This window comes from Vibrio sp. Vb0667 (assembly GCF_033391095.1).
The window spans coordinates 170,982-186,696 of sequence record NZ_JAWPOL010000003.1 but is presented as its reverse complement, the minus strand read 5'-3'; the positions used below and the strand labels follow the sequence as shown (position 1 = coordinate 186,696).

Annotated in this window: 13 protein-coding genes; 7 read left to right on the top strand and 6 right to left on the bottom strand. The window is 44.0% G+C overall.

Translation table 11 applies throughout. The features are described from left to right. Positions 1-24: 24 nt before the first annotated feature. Entirely contained in the window at positions 25-219 is a 195-nt protein-coding gene (locus R8269_RS06065; RefSeq protein ID WP_005377692.1) for a hypothetical protein, read from the bottom strand. An 86-nt stretch (positions 220-305) separates the two neighbouring features. Between R8269_RS06065 and R8269_RS06060 the strand changes: the two genes are divergently transcribed. After that, entirely contained in the window at positions 306-992 is a 687-nt protein-coding gene (locus tag R8269_RS06060; protein WP_005377694.1) for a DNA-3-methyladenine glycosylase I, read from the top strand. A gap of 83 nt (positions 993-1,075) precedes the next feature. Here the strand turns inward: R8269_RS06060 and R8269_RS06055 are convergent, their stop codons facing one another. Both R8269_RS06055 and R8269_RS06050 read right to left on the bottom strand, forming a co-directional pair. After that, the gene (locus R8269_RS06055) at positions 1,076-2,053 is read right to left on the bottom strand and encodes a Gfo/Idh/MocA family protein (protein WP_033905244.1); all 978 of its coding nucleotides are present in this window, start codon (positions 2,051-2,053) and stop codon (positions 1,076-1,078) included. A gap of 11 nt (positions 2,054-2,064) precedes the next feature. Continuing rightward, positions 2,065-2,352, bottom strand: coding sequence for a putative quinol monooxygenase (locus tag R8269_RS06050; RefSeq protein WP_005377698.1), 288 nt, complete (start codon positions 2,350-2,352; stop codon positions 2,065-2,067). Between the two features lie 103 nt (positions 2,353-2,455). On the opposite strand from R8269_RS06050, the gene R8269_RS06045 reads away from it, so the two are divergent. The 6 genes from R8269_RS06045 (at position 2,456) to R8269_RS06020 (ending at position 10,389) form a co-directional block, all read left to right on the top strand. Then, positions 2,456-3,334 carry a LysR family transcriptional regulator gene (locus tag R8269_RS06045; RefSeq protein WP_005377700.1) on the top strand — a complete coding sequence of 293 codons (879 nt, stop codon included), beginning with the start codon at positions 2,456-2,458 and terminating at the stop codon, positions 3,332-3,334. A 426-nt stretch (positions 3,335-3,760) separates the two neighbouring features. Next, on the top strand, positions 3,761-5,104 hold the full coding sequence (locus R8269_RS06040) for a sodium/glutamate symporter (RefSeq protein ID WP_005377703.1): 1,344 nt from the start codon (positions 3,761-3,763) through the stop codon (positions 5,102-5,104). Between the two features lie 204 nt (positions 5,105-5,308). After that, entirely contained in the window at positions 5,309-5,800 is a 492-nt protein-coding gene (locus tag R8269_RS06035) for a type II secretion system protein (protein WP_005377704.1), read from the top strand. A gap of 271 nt (positions 5,801-6,071) precedes the next feature. Next, positions 6,072-7,811: an ABC transporter transmembrane domain-containing protein gene (locus R8269_RS06030; RefSeq protein ID WP_031778970.1), complete on the top strand. Its 1,740-nt coding sequence runs from the start codon at positions 6,072-6,074 to the stop codon at positions 7,809-7,811. Between the two features lie 3 nt (positions 7,812-7,814). After that, the gene (locus tag R8269_RS06025; protein WP_005377709.1) at positions 7,815-9,590 is read left to right on the top strand and encodes an ABC transporter transmembrane domain-containing protein; all 1,776 of its coding nucleotides are present in this window, start codon (positions 7,815-7,817) and stop codon (positions 9,588-9,590) included. A 250-nt stretch (positions 9,591-9,840) separates the two neighbouring features. Continuing rightward, positions 9,841-10,389 carry a hypothetical protein gene (locus R8269_RS06020; protein ID WP_318222481.1) on the top strand — a complete coding sequence of 183 codons (549 nt, stop codon included), beginning with the start codon at positions 9,841-9,843 and terminating at the stop codon, positions 10,387-10,389. 42 nt (positions 10,390-10,431) lie between these two features. Here R8269_RS06020 and R8269_RS06015 read toward each other — a convergent pair whose 3' ends face one another. The 3 genes from R8269_RS06015 to R8269_RS06005 form a co-directional block, all read right to left on the bottom strand. Continuing rightward, the gene (locus tag R8269_RS06015) at positions 10,432-12,654 is read right to left on the bottom strand and encodes a TonB-dependent siderophore receptor (RefSeq protein WP_215810263.1); all 2,223 of its coding nucleotides are present in this window, start codon (positions 12,652-12,654) and stop codon (positions 10,432-10,434) included. 200 nt (positions 12,655-12,854) lie between these two features. After that, positions 12,855-14,831, bottom strand: coding sequence for a Fe(3+)-hydroxamate ABC transporter permease FhuB (gene fhuB, locus R8269_RS06010; protein ID WP_005377716.1), 1,977 nt, complete (start codon positions 14,829-14,831; stop codon positions 12,855-12,857). Then, positions 14,828-15,712 carry an iron-siderophore ABC transporter substrate-binding protein gene (locus tag R8269_RS06005; RefSeq protein WP_005377718.1) on the bottom strand — a complete coding sequence of 295 codons (885 nt, stop codon included), beginning with the start codon at positions 15,710-15,712 and terminating at the stop codon, positions 14,828-14,830. The genes fhuB and R8269_RS06005 overlap by 4 nt, the downstream gene beginning before the upstream one ends. Positions 15,713-15,715: the final 3 nt, after the last annotated feature.

Sequence of the window (15,715 nt, the reverse complement as noted above, 5' to 3'; positions counted from 1 at the left end):
TAATAGCTGACGAAAAACGACTCGTTAGTTCATTTCCGTATTGATCACCACATCACGCGTTTCATTATCCATGTCACTAATGCCGACAACTGAGATTTCACGGTCAGATAAATTCTCAATCATGCTGTCTTCTAACCCACCGTCCGTCATCCACGCATAGAATTTTTCTGCAATACGATCCGAACCTTCCCCGACAAACGTTAATGTGACCTTCTTCATTTGTGACACTCCATCAATTTACGATTCAGCCACTTAAGCGTAGTATGTTTCACAAATATCGACATAAACTAGGACTAACTTCTTTTATGAGTATCGAAAAATTTGACGCGATTTATCAGCGCGCTGCCGAGCGTAAAGGTGGTGAAGATCAACTTGAAGCGCTTTTGTCTCATCCACTAAGCAAAGAAGAATTGGCAGCGATTCCCGACGACCGTTGGCTAGCCGCTTTTTCGATGAAGGTATTCCAAAGTGGGATTTCGTGGAGCGTGGTTCGCAACAAGTGGCCGAACTTCGAAGAAGTGTTCTTTGGGTTTAAGATTGAGCCGCTATTGATGCTGTCAGATGAGCAATGGGAAACCAAAGCAACCGACAAACGCATCATTCGCCACCTCACTAAAGTCATGTCGATTCCTGCCAACGCTCGTATGATCCACGAAGCAAAAATCGAATATGGCTCGTTTGGCAAAATGGTTGCTGATTGGCCGCAAGAGAAAATCACCGACCTATGGGCGTATTTGAAGAAACGCGGCAATCGCCTAGGCGGAAATACTGGCCCTTACACACTTCGTCAAATGGGCGTTGATACCTTTATCTTGTCTAGCGACGTGGAAGCTTACCTGCGTAATTGCAAGATCATTGAAGGTGGCAAAGATACGAAAAAATCGCTCGATGCAACCAACAAAGCGTTTGTTCAATGGCAGCAAGAAAGTGGTAGAAGCCTGTCTGAGATCAGCCAAATCATTGCGTTCAGCACCGGCGATAATCGCATTTAACAGAGACTGAACCCAAAACAAAACGGCGCACCAAATATTGGATTTAGTGCGCCGTTTTTATGTTCATTGGTTCAAGTACAGACTTACTTTGAAGCCAGTGATTCCCACTCAGTCAGTAGCTGCATAATACGGTGAGAGTCTTCCCATGTTGCACAAGGGTTCTCTAACGATGTACGCCCTGCTTCAACCGCTTGGCGAATATTGCGCACTTGATAGAAGAAAGCGTCTCCAGCTGCCGATACAGACACCTCGCGCTTCGACGTCTCGTAAATTTCCACACTAAACTGGTTTTCTTGCGTTGGTAGCCATGGGTTTGAATCTAACGTAATACAGCCTTTGCTACCCAGAATGGTGAATTGGTGTTTCAATCCGTGATCTTCGGCAGTGTGTACGATCGCCGTTTGTTGCTCACCAAATTGCATCATTAAGCTCGATTCACAGATATTACCGTCATGGCCTCTTCGGCCAATCGCCGTCATAAAGCGGTTTCCAAAGGCTTGTTCACCCAACATGGTTTTCACCACCAAATGCACTAATGATATTGGGTAGCAACCTAAGTTATACAAAGCACCTTTACTGTCTGGATTCACAAACTGCGCAATCGACGCTATATAAGAAGTATGAATCGAGCGAAGTTCACCAATCTCTCCTGATTTAAGCACAGAAACCAACTCGCTGATCAACGGGTGATGCAAGTACATCAAACCTTCAGCAAAGAATACCTTGTGCGTTTCGACTGCTTTTAGTGCCAACTCGGTTTTTTCCATATCTACCGACAGTGACTTTTCACACAGGATCGCTTTCCCCTGCTCTGCCGCTTTGACGATAAAGTCATGATGAAGGTGATTTGGCAGTGCGATGTAAATAATGTCGACTTGCTCATCAGCAATCAACGCATCGTAATCGGTGAACGTATTCTCGATGCCATATTGCTCAGCGAATGTCTTTAAGTTCTGCTCCGAACGCCCAGCAACCGCGTACAGTTCACTCTTGTCATCGCCTTGGATTGCTTCAGCCATGACACCTGAGATAAAGCTTGTGCCTAAAATGCCCCATTTCATGTTCGCCTCTCCTATTGAGCTTGGGTTTCGAATGCTTGGACTAACTCTGCCACTTCAGCAGCAATAAACGCTTGTGTATGCGGCATAGCAAAATGCGCTTCAATCGCGGTGCGGTTTTCATATCGCTCCCAAAGAATCACACGTTGTGGTTCTGTAGAATCGTAGGTCGCATTCGCTTGCAAGCACCCCGCTTCGCTTTGCATATCAAGGCAAAATTGTTCAATGGCTTCAACCACTTGTTGTCTTGGCTTATCGGCATTCATTTTCAGTTCGGCGGTAACAAAAATCGTCTCGCTCATGATGGCTCTCTTTCTCCATTCTTAATCATACGTCCACTGTAATTAACCTCATTTGATTGATAAACTCTGCTTTAGTTATTTCTTTATCAACTCTGGGTGTGTAATGGATAAATTAACAAGCATGAAGGTTTTCGCTTACGTGGTCGAACACGGCAGCTTTCGTAATGCAGCACACCACTTTGATATTTCACCGACCATGGTTGGCAAGCACGTGAGCTTTCTTGAGCAAAGCTTAGGTACACAGCTAATTCATCGCACCACGCGCAAACAGTCCCTGACCGAAGCTGGCAGACTCTACTATCAAGAGTGCCACCGCATTATTGAAGACATCACCAACGCAGAGAACCTGATCCAGACGCTGATCAACCGTCCAACCGGAACTGTAAAAGTTAACTGCCCTGTCACGTATGGCAAAAAGGTCATTGCTCCTATCGTGGCTGACTTCTTAGCTGAATTTCCCGATTTGAACGTTGAGCTAATGTTGGACAACAATTTGATTGACCCATATCGAAGCGAAGCTGACGTGATTATTCGAATCGGTGAGTTGGTCGATTCGTCGTTAGTCGCGAGAAAATTGGGTGAATACCACATGACTTACTGCGCCTCACCCTCTTACCTTGAGCAACATGCCCCTATCCAATCACTTGATGACTTAGCACACCATCATTGTTTGGGGTTTCAGTATCACCAAGGAGAAAGCCAACAAGTGGTGAACATGCCATCTAATACCTTTGGAAACAGCAACACCCGATTAACGTCTAACAATGGCGATGTACTTAAGTTCGCCGCGTTAAAAAGCTCTGGTGTTCTTATGCAACCAAAGATCTTAGTTGAGCAGGAAATCCAATCTGGTGCCTTGGTAGAAATTCTCCAGCAACATGCTCCCAAGCCAAAACCGATCCACCTGCTTTACCGTTCAAAACAGCTTTCCCTTAAAAACCGTACCTTGGTCGATTTTATTCTTTCTCATGTGAATCCATAACGTCACCCCATAAAGCGGCGACAATTTAACCATTTAATTAACTTTTATTGTCGATATGACAAATATTATTGCTTGTTAATTGTCTTTATTTTTCATGTTGTTAGTCAGAGACACCCATTAACTAGGCATAATTTATTGATTCACACCAATTGCATTGCTCTGACAAAGTGACTAGGATTGCCGCCTTTCCTGAGTGAACTATCAAAAAAATATCGAGAAATTTAATCTAATTTCTCTTCCTGTTCGTGTGCAATCACAACATTTACACTCATTTCAAATTGCATAAGCACATTCCTTTGCTTATGAAAACGACATTGATTTCTCAACGCTTTTAGTCACGTATGTGACTTTTTGGCTTGAGAGAGATTTTTATTCAAGGTAGGTCACAAGGACGCTACCCCTTGACTGCATTTACTGGAGGATAAGATGCCTAAAGGTCTAATGCTGACTGACTTAGCCATCGCTGGCTTACTATTGATTTTGGCAAAAGTCATTCGCGTTCACGCGCCATTACTACAGCGTATGTACATTCCATCGGCGGTTCTCGCAGGATTATTCGGTCTATTTTTTGGACCAGCCCTGTTAGACGTACTGCCTTGGACCGATACGTTTACCGCTAACGCAAGCCTATTAACTGCTGCACTTTTTTCTGCGTTAGGTCTGGCAACGGATGTTCCATCACCTAAAACCGTCGCACAGCGTGCTGGCTCATTGTGGGCGTTTAACCAAATCGCTTCTGTTTCTCAGTGGTTGTTTGCAGCAATGTTTGGTCTAGTTCTCACAACCTTCTTCTGGCCAGAGATTAATCCTGGCTTTGGTGTGACAATGTCTGCGGGCTTTATGGGCGGACATGGCTCTGCATCTGTTGTTGGTGAAATCTTCACGGGGCTTGGCTGGGAAGATGGCTTCACACTTGGCTTAACGTTCGCAACCGTGGGTATTTTCATCTCGATTTCTGTCGGCATGCTCATGCTGCAATTCGCATTGAAGATGGGTTGGATTCGTAGCTTTACGACCTTCGACAGCATGGACGAACACGAACGCAAAGGCCTTGTTAAGCCTGATGATCAAGAACCGGTAATGAAAGACACCATGTCTTCCCTGTCGGTTGATTCTTTCGCGATTCACGCTGCGTTAGTGGTTGTCGTAACCGCTTTCTCTTATGTCGCCGCCAACTACTTGTCTTCTTTCCACGATAAGGTGCAGATCCCGACGTTTGTAACTGGCTTCCTTGGCGGCATGCTCGTGCGAATCGTCGCGAAACAAACGAAAGCTTCACGCTATCTTTGTGACGGTGCATTCAAACACGCTGCGGGCATCAGTACCGATTATTTGATTATCTTTGGTATCTCAGCCATCAAGATTACCGTCCTAGCCCAGTATTTAATGCCGATGGTAGTGCTTGCAATCGGCGGTATCGCCTTCACACTATGGCTAATCTTCTGGGTTGCCCCACGTATCATGGGAGAAGATTGGTTCGAGAAAGGCATTTTCTCTTGGGGTTGGTTAACCGGTACAGTTGCCATGGGTATTGCGTTGCTTCGTATTGTTGATCCAAAAATGCGTAGCAAGGTGCTTGATGATTACGCCATCGCTTATGTCCCTGGCTCAATCACTGACATCTTCATCATCTCTTTGATGCCAATCGCGATGTATAACGGCATGCACTGGCAAGCGCTTGGTGTAGGATTAGGTTACATCGCAATTGTCTTATTTATTTGGCGATTCATTTTTAAACGTAACAGCAGTGCTCTGACACACGAATCTTAGTCGCTATACTCGGGAGGATTTTATCCTCTCGAGTTCATTCCTTGGTTTTTATCAAAATCACTCCTCATCTCGAAAATAAGCAACTTGTTTTATATTTGAGATTTGCAATCCCGATCTCTTATTATCATTCTTTTTTAATACTTGACCTGAACGTTTCTATATCAGAATAGCCGCCTATTCGTTTCTAAAACATGGAGAAAGGCTGTGCGTCGCTCTCAAGGATTTACTCTTATTGAACTCATTGTGTGCATCATCATTCTTGGTATTGTAAGCGTCGTTGCATTTCCTAAATTTCTTGGCTTACAAAAAGATGCCAGAGTGGCGGTTCTATATGGAGCCAGAGAAGCACTCATGACCGCCAACAACTTTGTCTACACCAAAGCAGTGATTCAATCTCAAGAGACAGTAGATGGCGGCATACAATATAACATTGATCTAGATAATGACGGCCATAACGACCTAATTGGTTACTTTGGATTTATCAAAAATGTTATTCCAGCAAAAGAGCTAGCAGGCTTTGATCCGCAACTCACTATCAACACTTGGTATGGGGTAGACAGCCCAGACGAGCCCTACTTCCTTATTGGTTTTGCAAACAAGCCTGTTGGTCCAGAACATATGTGTTATGTCGAAGTTTACTACCCAGAAACTCCTGGTGGCCAAGTGAAATACAAAATACAAACTGACGATTGCTAATTCCCATATAGAGTGGCAGTAACACTTTTACTTTTGGTGTCTTCATCGTTATTGCAAGGTAATGGCTCCAAAACAACCATTAACAACTATTTCACATAATGTCGTCGCACAGTTAGCTCATAGAGATAAAACCAGTAATTTGCGCCGACACATGGCTATAATTGAAACAATCTATCGTTTTTAAACCCGCCTATAACTTGTGCTTGTAAACTCATCATTTCGCTCAATAATAGTTCTATAACAAATTCAATAATTTAAAGCGGGAGGCGTAATGAGAATATTCTGGCAGCTACGTTGGTATTTCCAACAAAAGTGGAGGCACTATGTCGGATCCATTCTGCTTTTCGCTGTGATATCAGCACTACAGCTTGTTCCGCCCAAAGCAGTTGGCATCATCGTTGATGGCGTCGTAGACAACACTTTAGATACAAATACGCTGATTCTATGGCTCTCAGGGTTAACTGTACTGATCTTTACTATTTATGGGTGTCGCATCTTATGGCGAATTTGGCTTTTCGGCGCAAGCTGGGAGCTCGGGACCATTCTACGTAACCGTCTATATAGGCATTTATCGACACAGCCACCTCGTTTTTTTGAACGTTACAAGACGGGGGATCTGATGGCTCGTGGCACTAATGATGTGCGTAATATCGTTATGACAGCCGGCGAAGGGGTTTTAACCGCCGCAGACTCTTTGATCACTGGTATTGCGGTTTTAATCATTATGCTAACGCAAGTAAGCTGGAAGCTCACCGTAATGGCGCTTCTTCCAATGCCATTTCTTGCCATCATCATCTTCTTTATTGTGCGTATCCTACATCAACGCTTTCGTGTCGCTCAGGAAGCCTTTTCTACCATGTCAGACATGACACAAGAGTCACTTAATGGCGTGCGAATGCTGCGTGCTTTCGGATTAGAAAACCAAGAGCAGCAACGTTTTGAAGAGGTTGTGGATGATACTGGCGAGAAGAACATCGCTGTCGCAAGAGTCGATGCTAGATTTGACCCGGCAATTCAGTTAACCATCGGTCTTTCTTTCCTTCTTAGTGTCGCTGCTGGTGCTTACCTTGTTGATAAAGGTGAGATCACGCTTGGTGATCTGACCGCATTTACGATGTATTTAGGGTTGATGATATGGCCGATGCTGGCATTCGCATTCCTATTTAACATTTTAGAAAGAGGCTCTGCCGCATGGAACCGACTACAAGAGATCTTTGATGAAAAGCCAGAAATTATCAGTGGTAATAAGCCAATAGAAAATAAACCACTTCCGTTAAAAATTGATATCGACGATTTCCACTGGTCTAGTGATTTACCGCCCGCTTTGACGGAAGTAAACATCGAACTTGAACCCGGAAAAATGTTGGGAGTTGCAGGGCCTGTAGGAAGCGGAAAATCGACCCTGTTAACACTACTTTTGCGTCAACATGATTTAGAAAACGGCTCAATTAAATTCGGGGATGTCGAGATCAAGGATGCCCTACTACCGCAGTGGCGCAACCGTTTTGCTGTCGTTAACCAAAGTCCGTTTCTATTCTCCAAATCTATCTTCGAAAATATTGCCTTAGGCAACCCTAATGCAGAGAAAGAAGAAGTCTATAGAGCAGCAAAGTTAGCCTGTATACATGACGATATTGAAAAGTTTCCTGAAGGCTATCAAACAGAAGTTGGTGAAAAAGGCATTACACTCTCCGGCGGGCAAAAACAACGTATTGCGATAGCACGCGCTATGCTGCTGAATGCTCAAGTGTTGGTTTTGGACGATGCACTTTCCGCTGTTGATGGACGGACCGAACATCAAATCCTTAAGAATTTGGAAACATACTACCGTAATCAGGCCCTAATCGTTATTGCGCACCGCCTCACCGCTTTGGAAGCAGCAGACGAGATCATTGTATTGAATCACGGACACATTACTGAACGTGGGCAACATAGCGCGTTATTAGCGCATAAAGGCTGGTACGCCGAGATGTTCGAGTATCAGAAACTAGAGCAGGCGATGGAGGAATAATGAATGAACCAGACCAGCACGTTTAAACGGTTAATGTCTTACCCATTATCTCAACCAAAGCCAATGATTAAAGGACTCGCCTTGCTGTTTATTGCAGCGTTAGCTAGCGCCGGCGGCCCTTGGTTGATTCAATATTTCATTGATGAGCACATCGCTAAAGGTGACTATTCACAAAGTGTTCTGATTTCGCTAGCAGTAGGTTATATCGCTCTTCAGATCGTATCGGCAACATTCCAGTATTTTCAGTCATTGCAATTTAGCATTGTCGCGGCTAACACGATCAAAGCGATTCGTAAGCAAGTATTTTCTGGCGTGATTAAGCAGCCGTTATCTGCGTTTGATTACACTCCTGCTGGAAAATTGGTGTCGCGAATCACCAACGATACGGAATCTTTACAGCAATTTTATGAGCTTTTGATCGCGACCGTGGTGAAAAACGTGGTCATGATTGTCGTAATGCTTGGCGTTATGTTTTTCATGAGCTGGAAGCTCACACTCGTTGTGCTTGTATTGCTGCCGATCGTCATCGGCTTTATGTACTTGTTTAAGCAGCTAAGTACAGAAAGCTACCGAAAGATGCGTGACCTATTGACCGATATAAATGCGAATCTGAGTGAATCCATTCAAGGGATGAGTGTCATTCAATTAATGCAACAAGAAGAGCGTTTTAATAAACAGTTCAACGAGCTAACCGCAGAGCATCTGGTGGCATCTAAACGAGTGATTCGGCTAAACGGCTATCTGCTAAGACCATTAATGGACTTACTCGCTGGTCTTGCGTTGCTTTGCTTGGTTGCGATCTTTGGTTTTAATGGTATTGAGTTGATTGGTGTGGGGGTACTGTATGCATTTATCAGTTATCTTGCGCGAGTTACTGAACCACTAATTGAGATGACTCAGCAACTTGCTCTACTTCAGCAGGCGTTAGTGTCAAGCGAACGTGTTTTTGAATTGATTGACGCGAAAGAACAAACTTACGGGGACGATCATCAACCATTAAGGTCAGGTGCTATCGAACTTAAAGACCTCACATTTAGCTACGATGGTAAACAGGACGTCCTAAAAGACATTTCGTTGAAGGCCAACCACCAAGACTTTATCGCGCTTGTCGGGCATACAGGAAGCGGTAAAAGCACATTAGCGTCACTGTTAATGGGCTTTTATCCAACGCAATGTGGTGAACTGCTCATAGATAGTCGTCCACTTAAAACATTAGGGAAAGACGTACTTCGCAAAGATGTGGCAATGGTTCAACAAGATCCACATATTCTCCCTGCTTCAGTCAGAGAAAACATCTCTCTCAGTCGGGCAGTTGATGACAATCAAATATGGGATGCGTTAGACAAGGTTGGTTTGGCAGAACAAATTCATCGTTACCCTAACGGGCTAGACACGCAGTTAGGTCAAGGCGAAACTAATTTATCTGCGGGTCAGAAACAGCTTTTGGCGTTAGCACGTGTGCTTGTGGTAAAACCTAAGATATTGATATTGGATGAAGCAACCGCAAATATTGACTCAGGAACAGAGGCTTTAATCCAAAAGAGCTTGGCGGTACTCAGACAAGACATGACGCTCGTTGTTATTGCTCATCGGCTTTCAACTATCCTAGATGCAGACCAAATCATTGTTCTTCATCATGGGGAGTTAGTCGAGAAAGGCACACACAAAGCACTCTTAACGCAAAATGGTCGCTATGCCCAAATGTATCAGTTACAGCAAGCAAACCGACATCTACAACAGATTGAAGAAGACACCAAGCAACTCGAAGAAGCGGTGTGATTTTATGCCCGTGCCTTCTTTTTATTTAGTCGGCATGGGCATAATTGGTGTAACTTCAAAATTTAACCTGTTAGCTTCCAATTTCTTCATAATGTGAACTAATTTTCTATTTCTTACCTATTATTGACATAACCCCTCGCTATATCGCGCAAGGTCGTTGTAAAATCGTACGGTACTTAAGTCTACTGCCTGTGGCATTGGACTGAATTCCGCTTTCTAATTATGCACATTAATCTCATGACACAAGTCCATGGACAAAGATAAGTTTACTAACATCTATCGCTTGCCTGGTTCGATTCAAATTCGTATCGGTAAATGGCAAAAGACGTTCCGCGGCACCTCTGATTTAGTTTTACATCAGGCGCTAATGGAGCGTAATAAGCAATTTAAGAAGCCAGACTTTTTACCTAAAGGCTGGTGTGTCACTCCTATTGATGAAAACGACATTACCATTACGCATCACGGTAAATATATCCAAACCGTTATGCGCACAATGCTGGACAGAAAGGTCTCATACAAGCGACTGTTCCTATCTCGAATGCGTCTCGAAGATGGTGAAAAAGTGCTCCACAATTACAAGCTGGAGTGGGTAAGAAAACATAACCAGATCGCCAAAAAGTACAATCAAATTAAAAAGAAACAATATATGAACTTTGCAAGAGAAGAAGAGGAAACCCTCTACCCTTCGATTCCAAAGGGTGAGTTTGACAAAACATTATGGAACAAACTTGTCGTATCATCGTTTGGTCCGCAGAAAAAGTACAAAAACCCGCACTTTGTCCGTAAAGCCGATTTCTAAATAAACACCCCTAAAGTTAGGGGTGTTTATTTATACGTTAACTCACCAGTCGTAAGTTAAACTTGCAATAACATTTTGTCGGTCGCCATACCAACAAAAGCCATCACATGTCGCTATGTACTTTTTATCCGCGATGTTTTTAGCTGCGACTTGTAACTTGTAATCGCCGATTCGATAACTGACCGTCGCATCCATTAAGAAATAACTTGGTACTTTTAGTCTCTCTTCATTGTCTCCGTATGACTCACCTGTATAGCGCGCGCCCAAGCCAACAGCAAAGCCATCAAGAGGTCCATCAAAGAAACGATAATGTGCCCAAGCTGATGATACGGTATTCGCCACTTGGGAAGGCGTTTTGCCAACCCATGCCTTATTGATGTCTTGTTTTATCTCTGCATCAACGTACGCAATGTTCCCGATCAATGTTAAGGATGGTGTCACATTAGCTACAGCTTCAAACTCAACGCCGTTATTTTCTATTTTTCCTATTTGCGTTAATTCACTCAAGTAGATACGAGCCAAGTTTTCTTTTGTTGCCCGATACGTTGCAATATTGAAATAACCATCAAATGAATCCGGTTGGTATTTCATACCGATTTCAAATTGATCACCGCTTTCAGGCTTCGCTGACTTACCATTGCTGTCTTCTTGAATAATTGGATCAAAGTACTGAGAGTAACTAAAGTATGGCGTGAAGCCAGAATCAGAAATATAAGCCGTTCCCACGCTAAACGTCCACTCTCCATTATCGACTTTCGTGCGAGCACCAGTGGTAACATTATGTACTTCATTACTTGTATCGTCGTAACGTGCCCCCAATAACATCGCCCATTTATCGTTGATCAGCATATGATCTTGAAAGTAGACGCCGAGCTGCTGATTATCGATTTTCGTTCTTTGCTTATCGGTTTCGCTCAATGGTTGTAGCGTATTCGGATCGAGTAACATTATGTTATCCGAATAAGTAGGATTAAATACATTAAACCTAGGATCGGGCAAAGCTCCCATTGGTGTGTTTAATAATGCATTACCATTAGCAACTATAGGGTCATTGGCAAAATCTTTACCATCGATACTGATCATTTGAAAATCTATGCCCAACATCAAGTTATGCTCAACACTTCCCCAATTTACTTGGTGCATCAAACGATTATCGATATTAAAAGCATCAGATGACCCATCTTCTGTTGAAGCACCCCTAAGTATGGTTTTGCGTTCATTTGATGGGTCCAAAGCCGGCCCCAACGCAGGCACGTCAGCCGAGTAAACGTACGAATACATTTGTCTTAGCTTAACATCCATTTCGCTGTAACGAGCTGCTTGAACAAATGAAGTGGTATCATTAAATGCATGAGAAAACTCATAGCCTAAAGACACCTGCTCACGCTCAAACGTCTCCCAGTTAGGATTGCCTATCGCTAAACTATCACTGATCTTTCCATTTTTGTTTGGCGTTAACGTTCCTTCAACTGGCAAAAATTGCAGATAAGGACCTGAGTCGTCTTTTTGATAGCTCGTTAGAAAGGTAATTTCAGACGTCTCATTAAATTTGTACGTCATCGATGGAGAGAGAAGAATGCGCTCTGCTTCTACCCCACTAATTCTCGTCCCATTTTTTCTCGCTAACCCTTGAAAGCGGAAAGCTAGCTGCTCACTCACCTCAGAGTTTACGTCAAGAGAAAGTTGTTTACGGTCTTCAGAACCGTACTCCAAAGATACAAGTCCTGATCCCCCATCAAATTGAGGTCGCTTACTGACAACATTGATAACCCCACCTGGAGGGTTTTGCCCATAAAGAACAGACGCTGCACCACGTAAAACTTCAACCCTCTCTAACGCAAACGGATCTATTTGCCAACTATAGAAGCCAGAAGAATATAAACGGGTACCATCTTGATACAACCCGCTGTTCGCTTGTTTAAAACCACGAATAATAAACCAATCTTGCTTGTTATCTTCGCCGAAATAATTAGTTTGAATGCTTGGTGTGTACTGTAGTGCGTCAGAAATGCTAATAGAGGCACGATCATCCATTTGCTCTCGCGTAACAACAGACACCGCTCTTGGAGTCTCATTGATAGCAATATCAGTTTTCGTCGCTGCCCGACTCTTCGCTCCGAGATAACTAAAATCTGGACCAACTGCACTGTCTTGCTGCTGTCCAATCACAACTATATTTTCATCTTCCTGAGCCAAGACATTTGGCGTTGATAAAGCTAATACAACCGCCATCGACGTTGGTGTCAGCATAAACTGCCGAGTCATATTCTTCTCCTTTTTGTCGGCAGCCAAACCAACCCTTCATGACTTCAGCGACCGCTGAAAGAAAAGCGAGTTACGGCATCGCCAGTTGTTTCCGTAAAAGACAAACCAGAGGTTTTGCATAAAGCACTCGCATAGGTTACGAATGCCACTACGAGTGCTTATTTGTATAAGTACTTTCTTGGTTGAGGCTTAACTCATCTCTATAAACGGCGTAAACCCCACATTAAATACAAACCGCCAATGAGAGACGCCATAAGCCCTGTTGGTATTTCTTGCGGGTAAAGGACCTGTCGTCCCAACCAATCAGCCAACAACATCACCCCTGCCCCCAGTATCGCGGCGCATAACATGTGTTGTGACGCTTTGTTAAAACCAAATAAGCGAGCTAAATGCGGAGCCAACAACCCAACAAAGCTAATCGGGCCAACAACCAATGTCGCACTGACCGTGAGACAAGCAACTAAAAGAAGCAGTATTGCGCGTGAACGATCAACTCGAATTCCAAGTGCTTTAGAGGAAGCGGCACCGACAGGAAGAATATCTAGCCATCTTACGCAGAGAAAACTCAACCCTATAAAGACAAGCGCAGATAAAGACAATGGGAGTAACGTTTCAACCGAGACATAGTAGGTAGACCCAGACAACCAAGCCAATGCTTGATAACTTCTTGGGTCACCAGTGGCTAGAATAAAGCTCTGTATTGCATTCATCAGTGCGGTTATCGCAATACCAGTCAACAAAATACGCTCCGGCTGAAAGCCTGACTTACGGTTTAGCAGCACAATGACTAATACCGTCGCTAATGCGCCTACGAGCCCGCCTAGAGAAAGAGTGAAAATTGACGAACCAAACCCAGTAAACATCGCGATGATCAATCCCATCGCTGTCCCTGAACTGATACCGATCACTTCAGGACTTGCCATTGGGTTTCCACTTAGGCGTTGAATCATGGTTCCAGCAATCGCTAACATTGCCCCCGCAATTGCTGCTGCAAATAATCTAGGTGCGCGCCACTCCAAAAAAATCCAATTTTGGCTAGCAAATAAGTTTGCCCACCCTTCATTTTGCACAGCAACCGTGGCAAAAAGAACAACAGAAATTAACGTGCCGATCAACGCCAATGAGATCGCTTTAGGGTTTAGCTTGTAAACATGTTCACGATGTCGAGTTAACACTGTTTGAGTATGGCCCTGCGTCTTTTGTGATAAGCGAGGTAACAGCCATAACAGTAGCGGAGCGCCCAGTGCAGCGGTTGCTGCTCCCGTTGGTATAAAACTCGCCATTAGCCCCGGCAGTTGCTGAATAACCAAATCGGTTAAAGTCAATAACATGGCACCAATCAGCATTGATACCCAAAGCTTATGCTGGATTTTATTGATACCTATCAATCGAGTAATCGCTGGCGCCGCTAACCCGATGAAACCGATGATTCCTACGGCAGAAACCACCCAAGAAGTGATTAACACCGCAAGCCCAAGACAGACAAAACGCAACTTAGCTAGCGAGACACCTAAACTCTTGGCACCTTGCTCGGAGAGTTCCAACAGACTTAACGGCTTTGCAATCACAAATGCAACGACCGTAGCAAGTGCGATTCGAGGGGCAAGATACGAGAAATCTCCCCATCCACTCTGAACAAGCGAACCGGCTCCCCATATCATTAACCCATTCAGCTTTTCGGTATTCATCATCAGAATAACCGTACTTAATGATGCAAAGTACAGGTTTATCACTAACCCAGAAACGACGACAACCGTTGGAGATAACGCTCGTCGCCATGACAACAGCATCACCAACCCCATCGATATCACACCGCCGATGAGAGCAACCAAATTAGGCGCGATATCCAACATCCAAGGTGCGAATAGCGTAGCTAACATCAAAGCAAAACTTGAACCGCTCGCCACACCAAGTGTCGTGGGTGAAGCGAGAGGGTTACGCAGCACTTGCTGCATCAATACCCCAGCAACCGCTAATCCAGCACCAGATATAATCGTGGTGAAGACTCGAGGCCACCAGCTAAAGTGAAGTAAAACAGAATCGATAGATTGAAAGTTAGGCTCCCATAAACTGCTTAGAGCCAACGAAAATGAGCTTACTTGGTACAATTGGAAAGCACCAATAGAAAAGGTAAATGCCGAAAGTAACACCACAAAGCTTAAAGGCATCGTTTTCATTGTGTTAACTCCTCGACCTTACTCGCCGTAACTAACTCTGCGAAACGGAGGGCTGAAGGCATAGAACCAAAACTCCAAACGGGCGCGACTTGCATGACCTTTTCACCAGATTGTTGAACAACATATTGCCAAAATGGGTCTTGAGAGAGCTGCTCCGCTCCACCATAAGGTAATGGCTCTACGATAACGATTTGAGCTTTTATGCCAGCTAACTTGTCGATGCCAACTAGGCTGAAGCCCCAGCTATTCGTCTTTTCATTCCATGCATTACTCAGCCCAATCTTTTCGATAGCCTGGGAGTAAAGACTATTTTGACCAAAAACACGTACGTGCTTTGTATCCATAAACTGAATCATTAGAAGTGGCGGCTGGCCTTTATTTATACGCTGTTTTAATAAAGACAAACGTTTTTCATATTGTTGGATAAGCGCCTCTGCTTCCGCCTCTCTTCCCAGCTCTTCACCAAACCTCCGAGTGAAACTGGTAAGTACCGACCAATCCGTAATCCCGCTTTCATATAAGTCAATCGTGGTAACGGGGGCAATATCGACTAAGCGATGCTTCATTGAGGAGAAGTACGGGGCAATAAAAATACGGTCAGGTCTGAGCTCGTAAATACGCTCTATATTGGGTTGAGTTCTTAACCCTACATCCTTAGTTTGAGGTGGTAACGGTGGCGATTTTACCCAAGCATCGTAATCTTGCCCTTGAGCAACGCCTACAGGTACGACCCCTAAAGCCAACATCGTTTCAGTTTGTGTCCAATCAACCGACATCACCCGAGGTGATGCGTCAGCTAGTGCTTGAAAAGAACTGACCAAAAGCGCACTAAGTGAGAGAGCGAAAGAGAAATGTTTAAGTCGAGTGTTTGTACTGCTCATTAT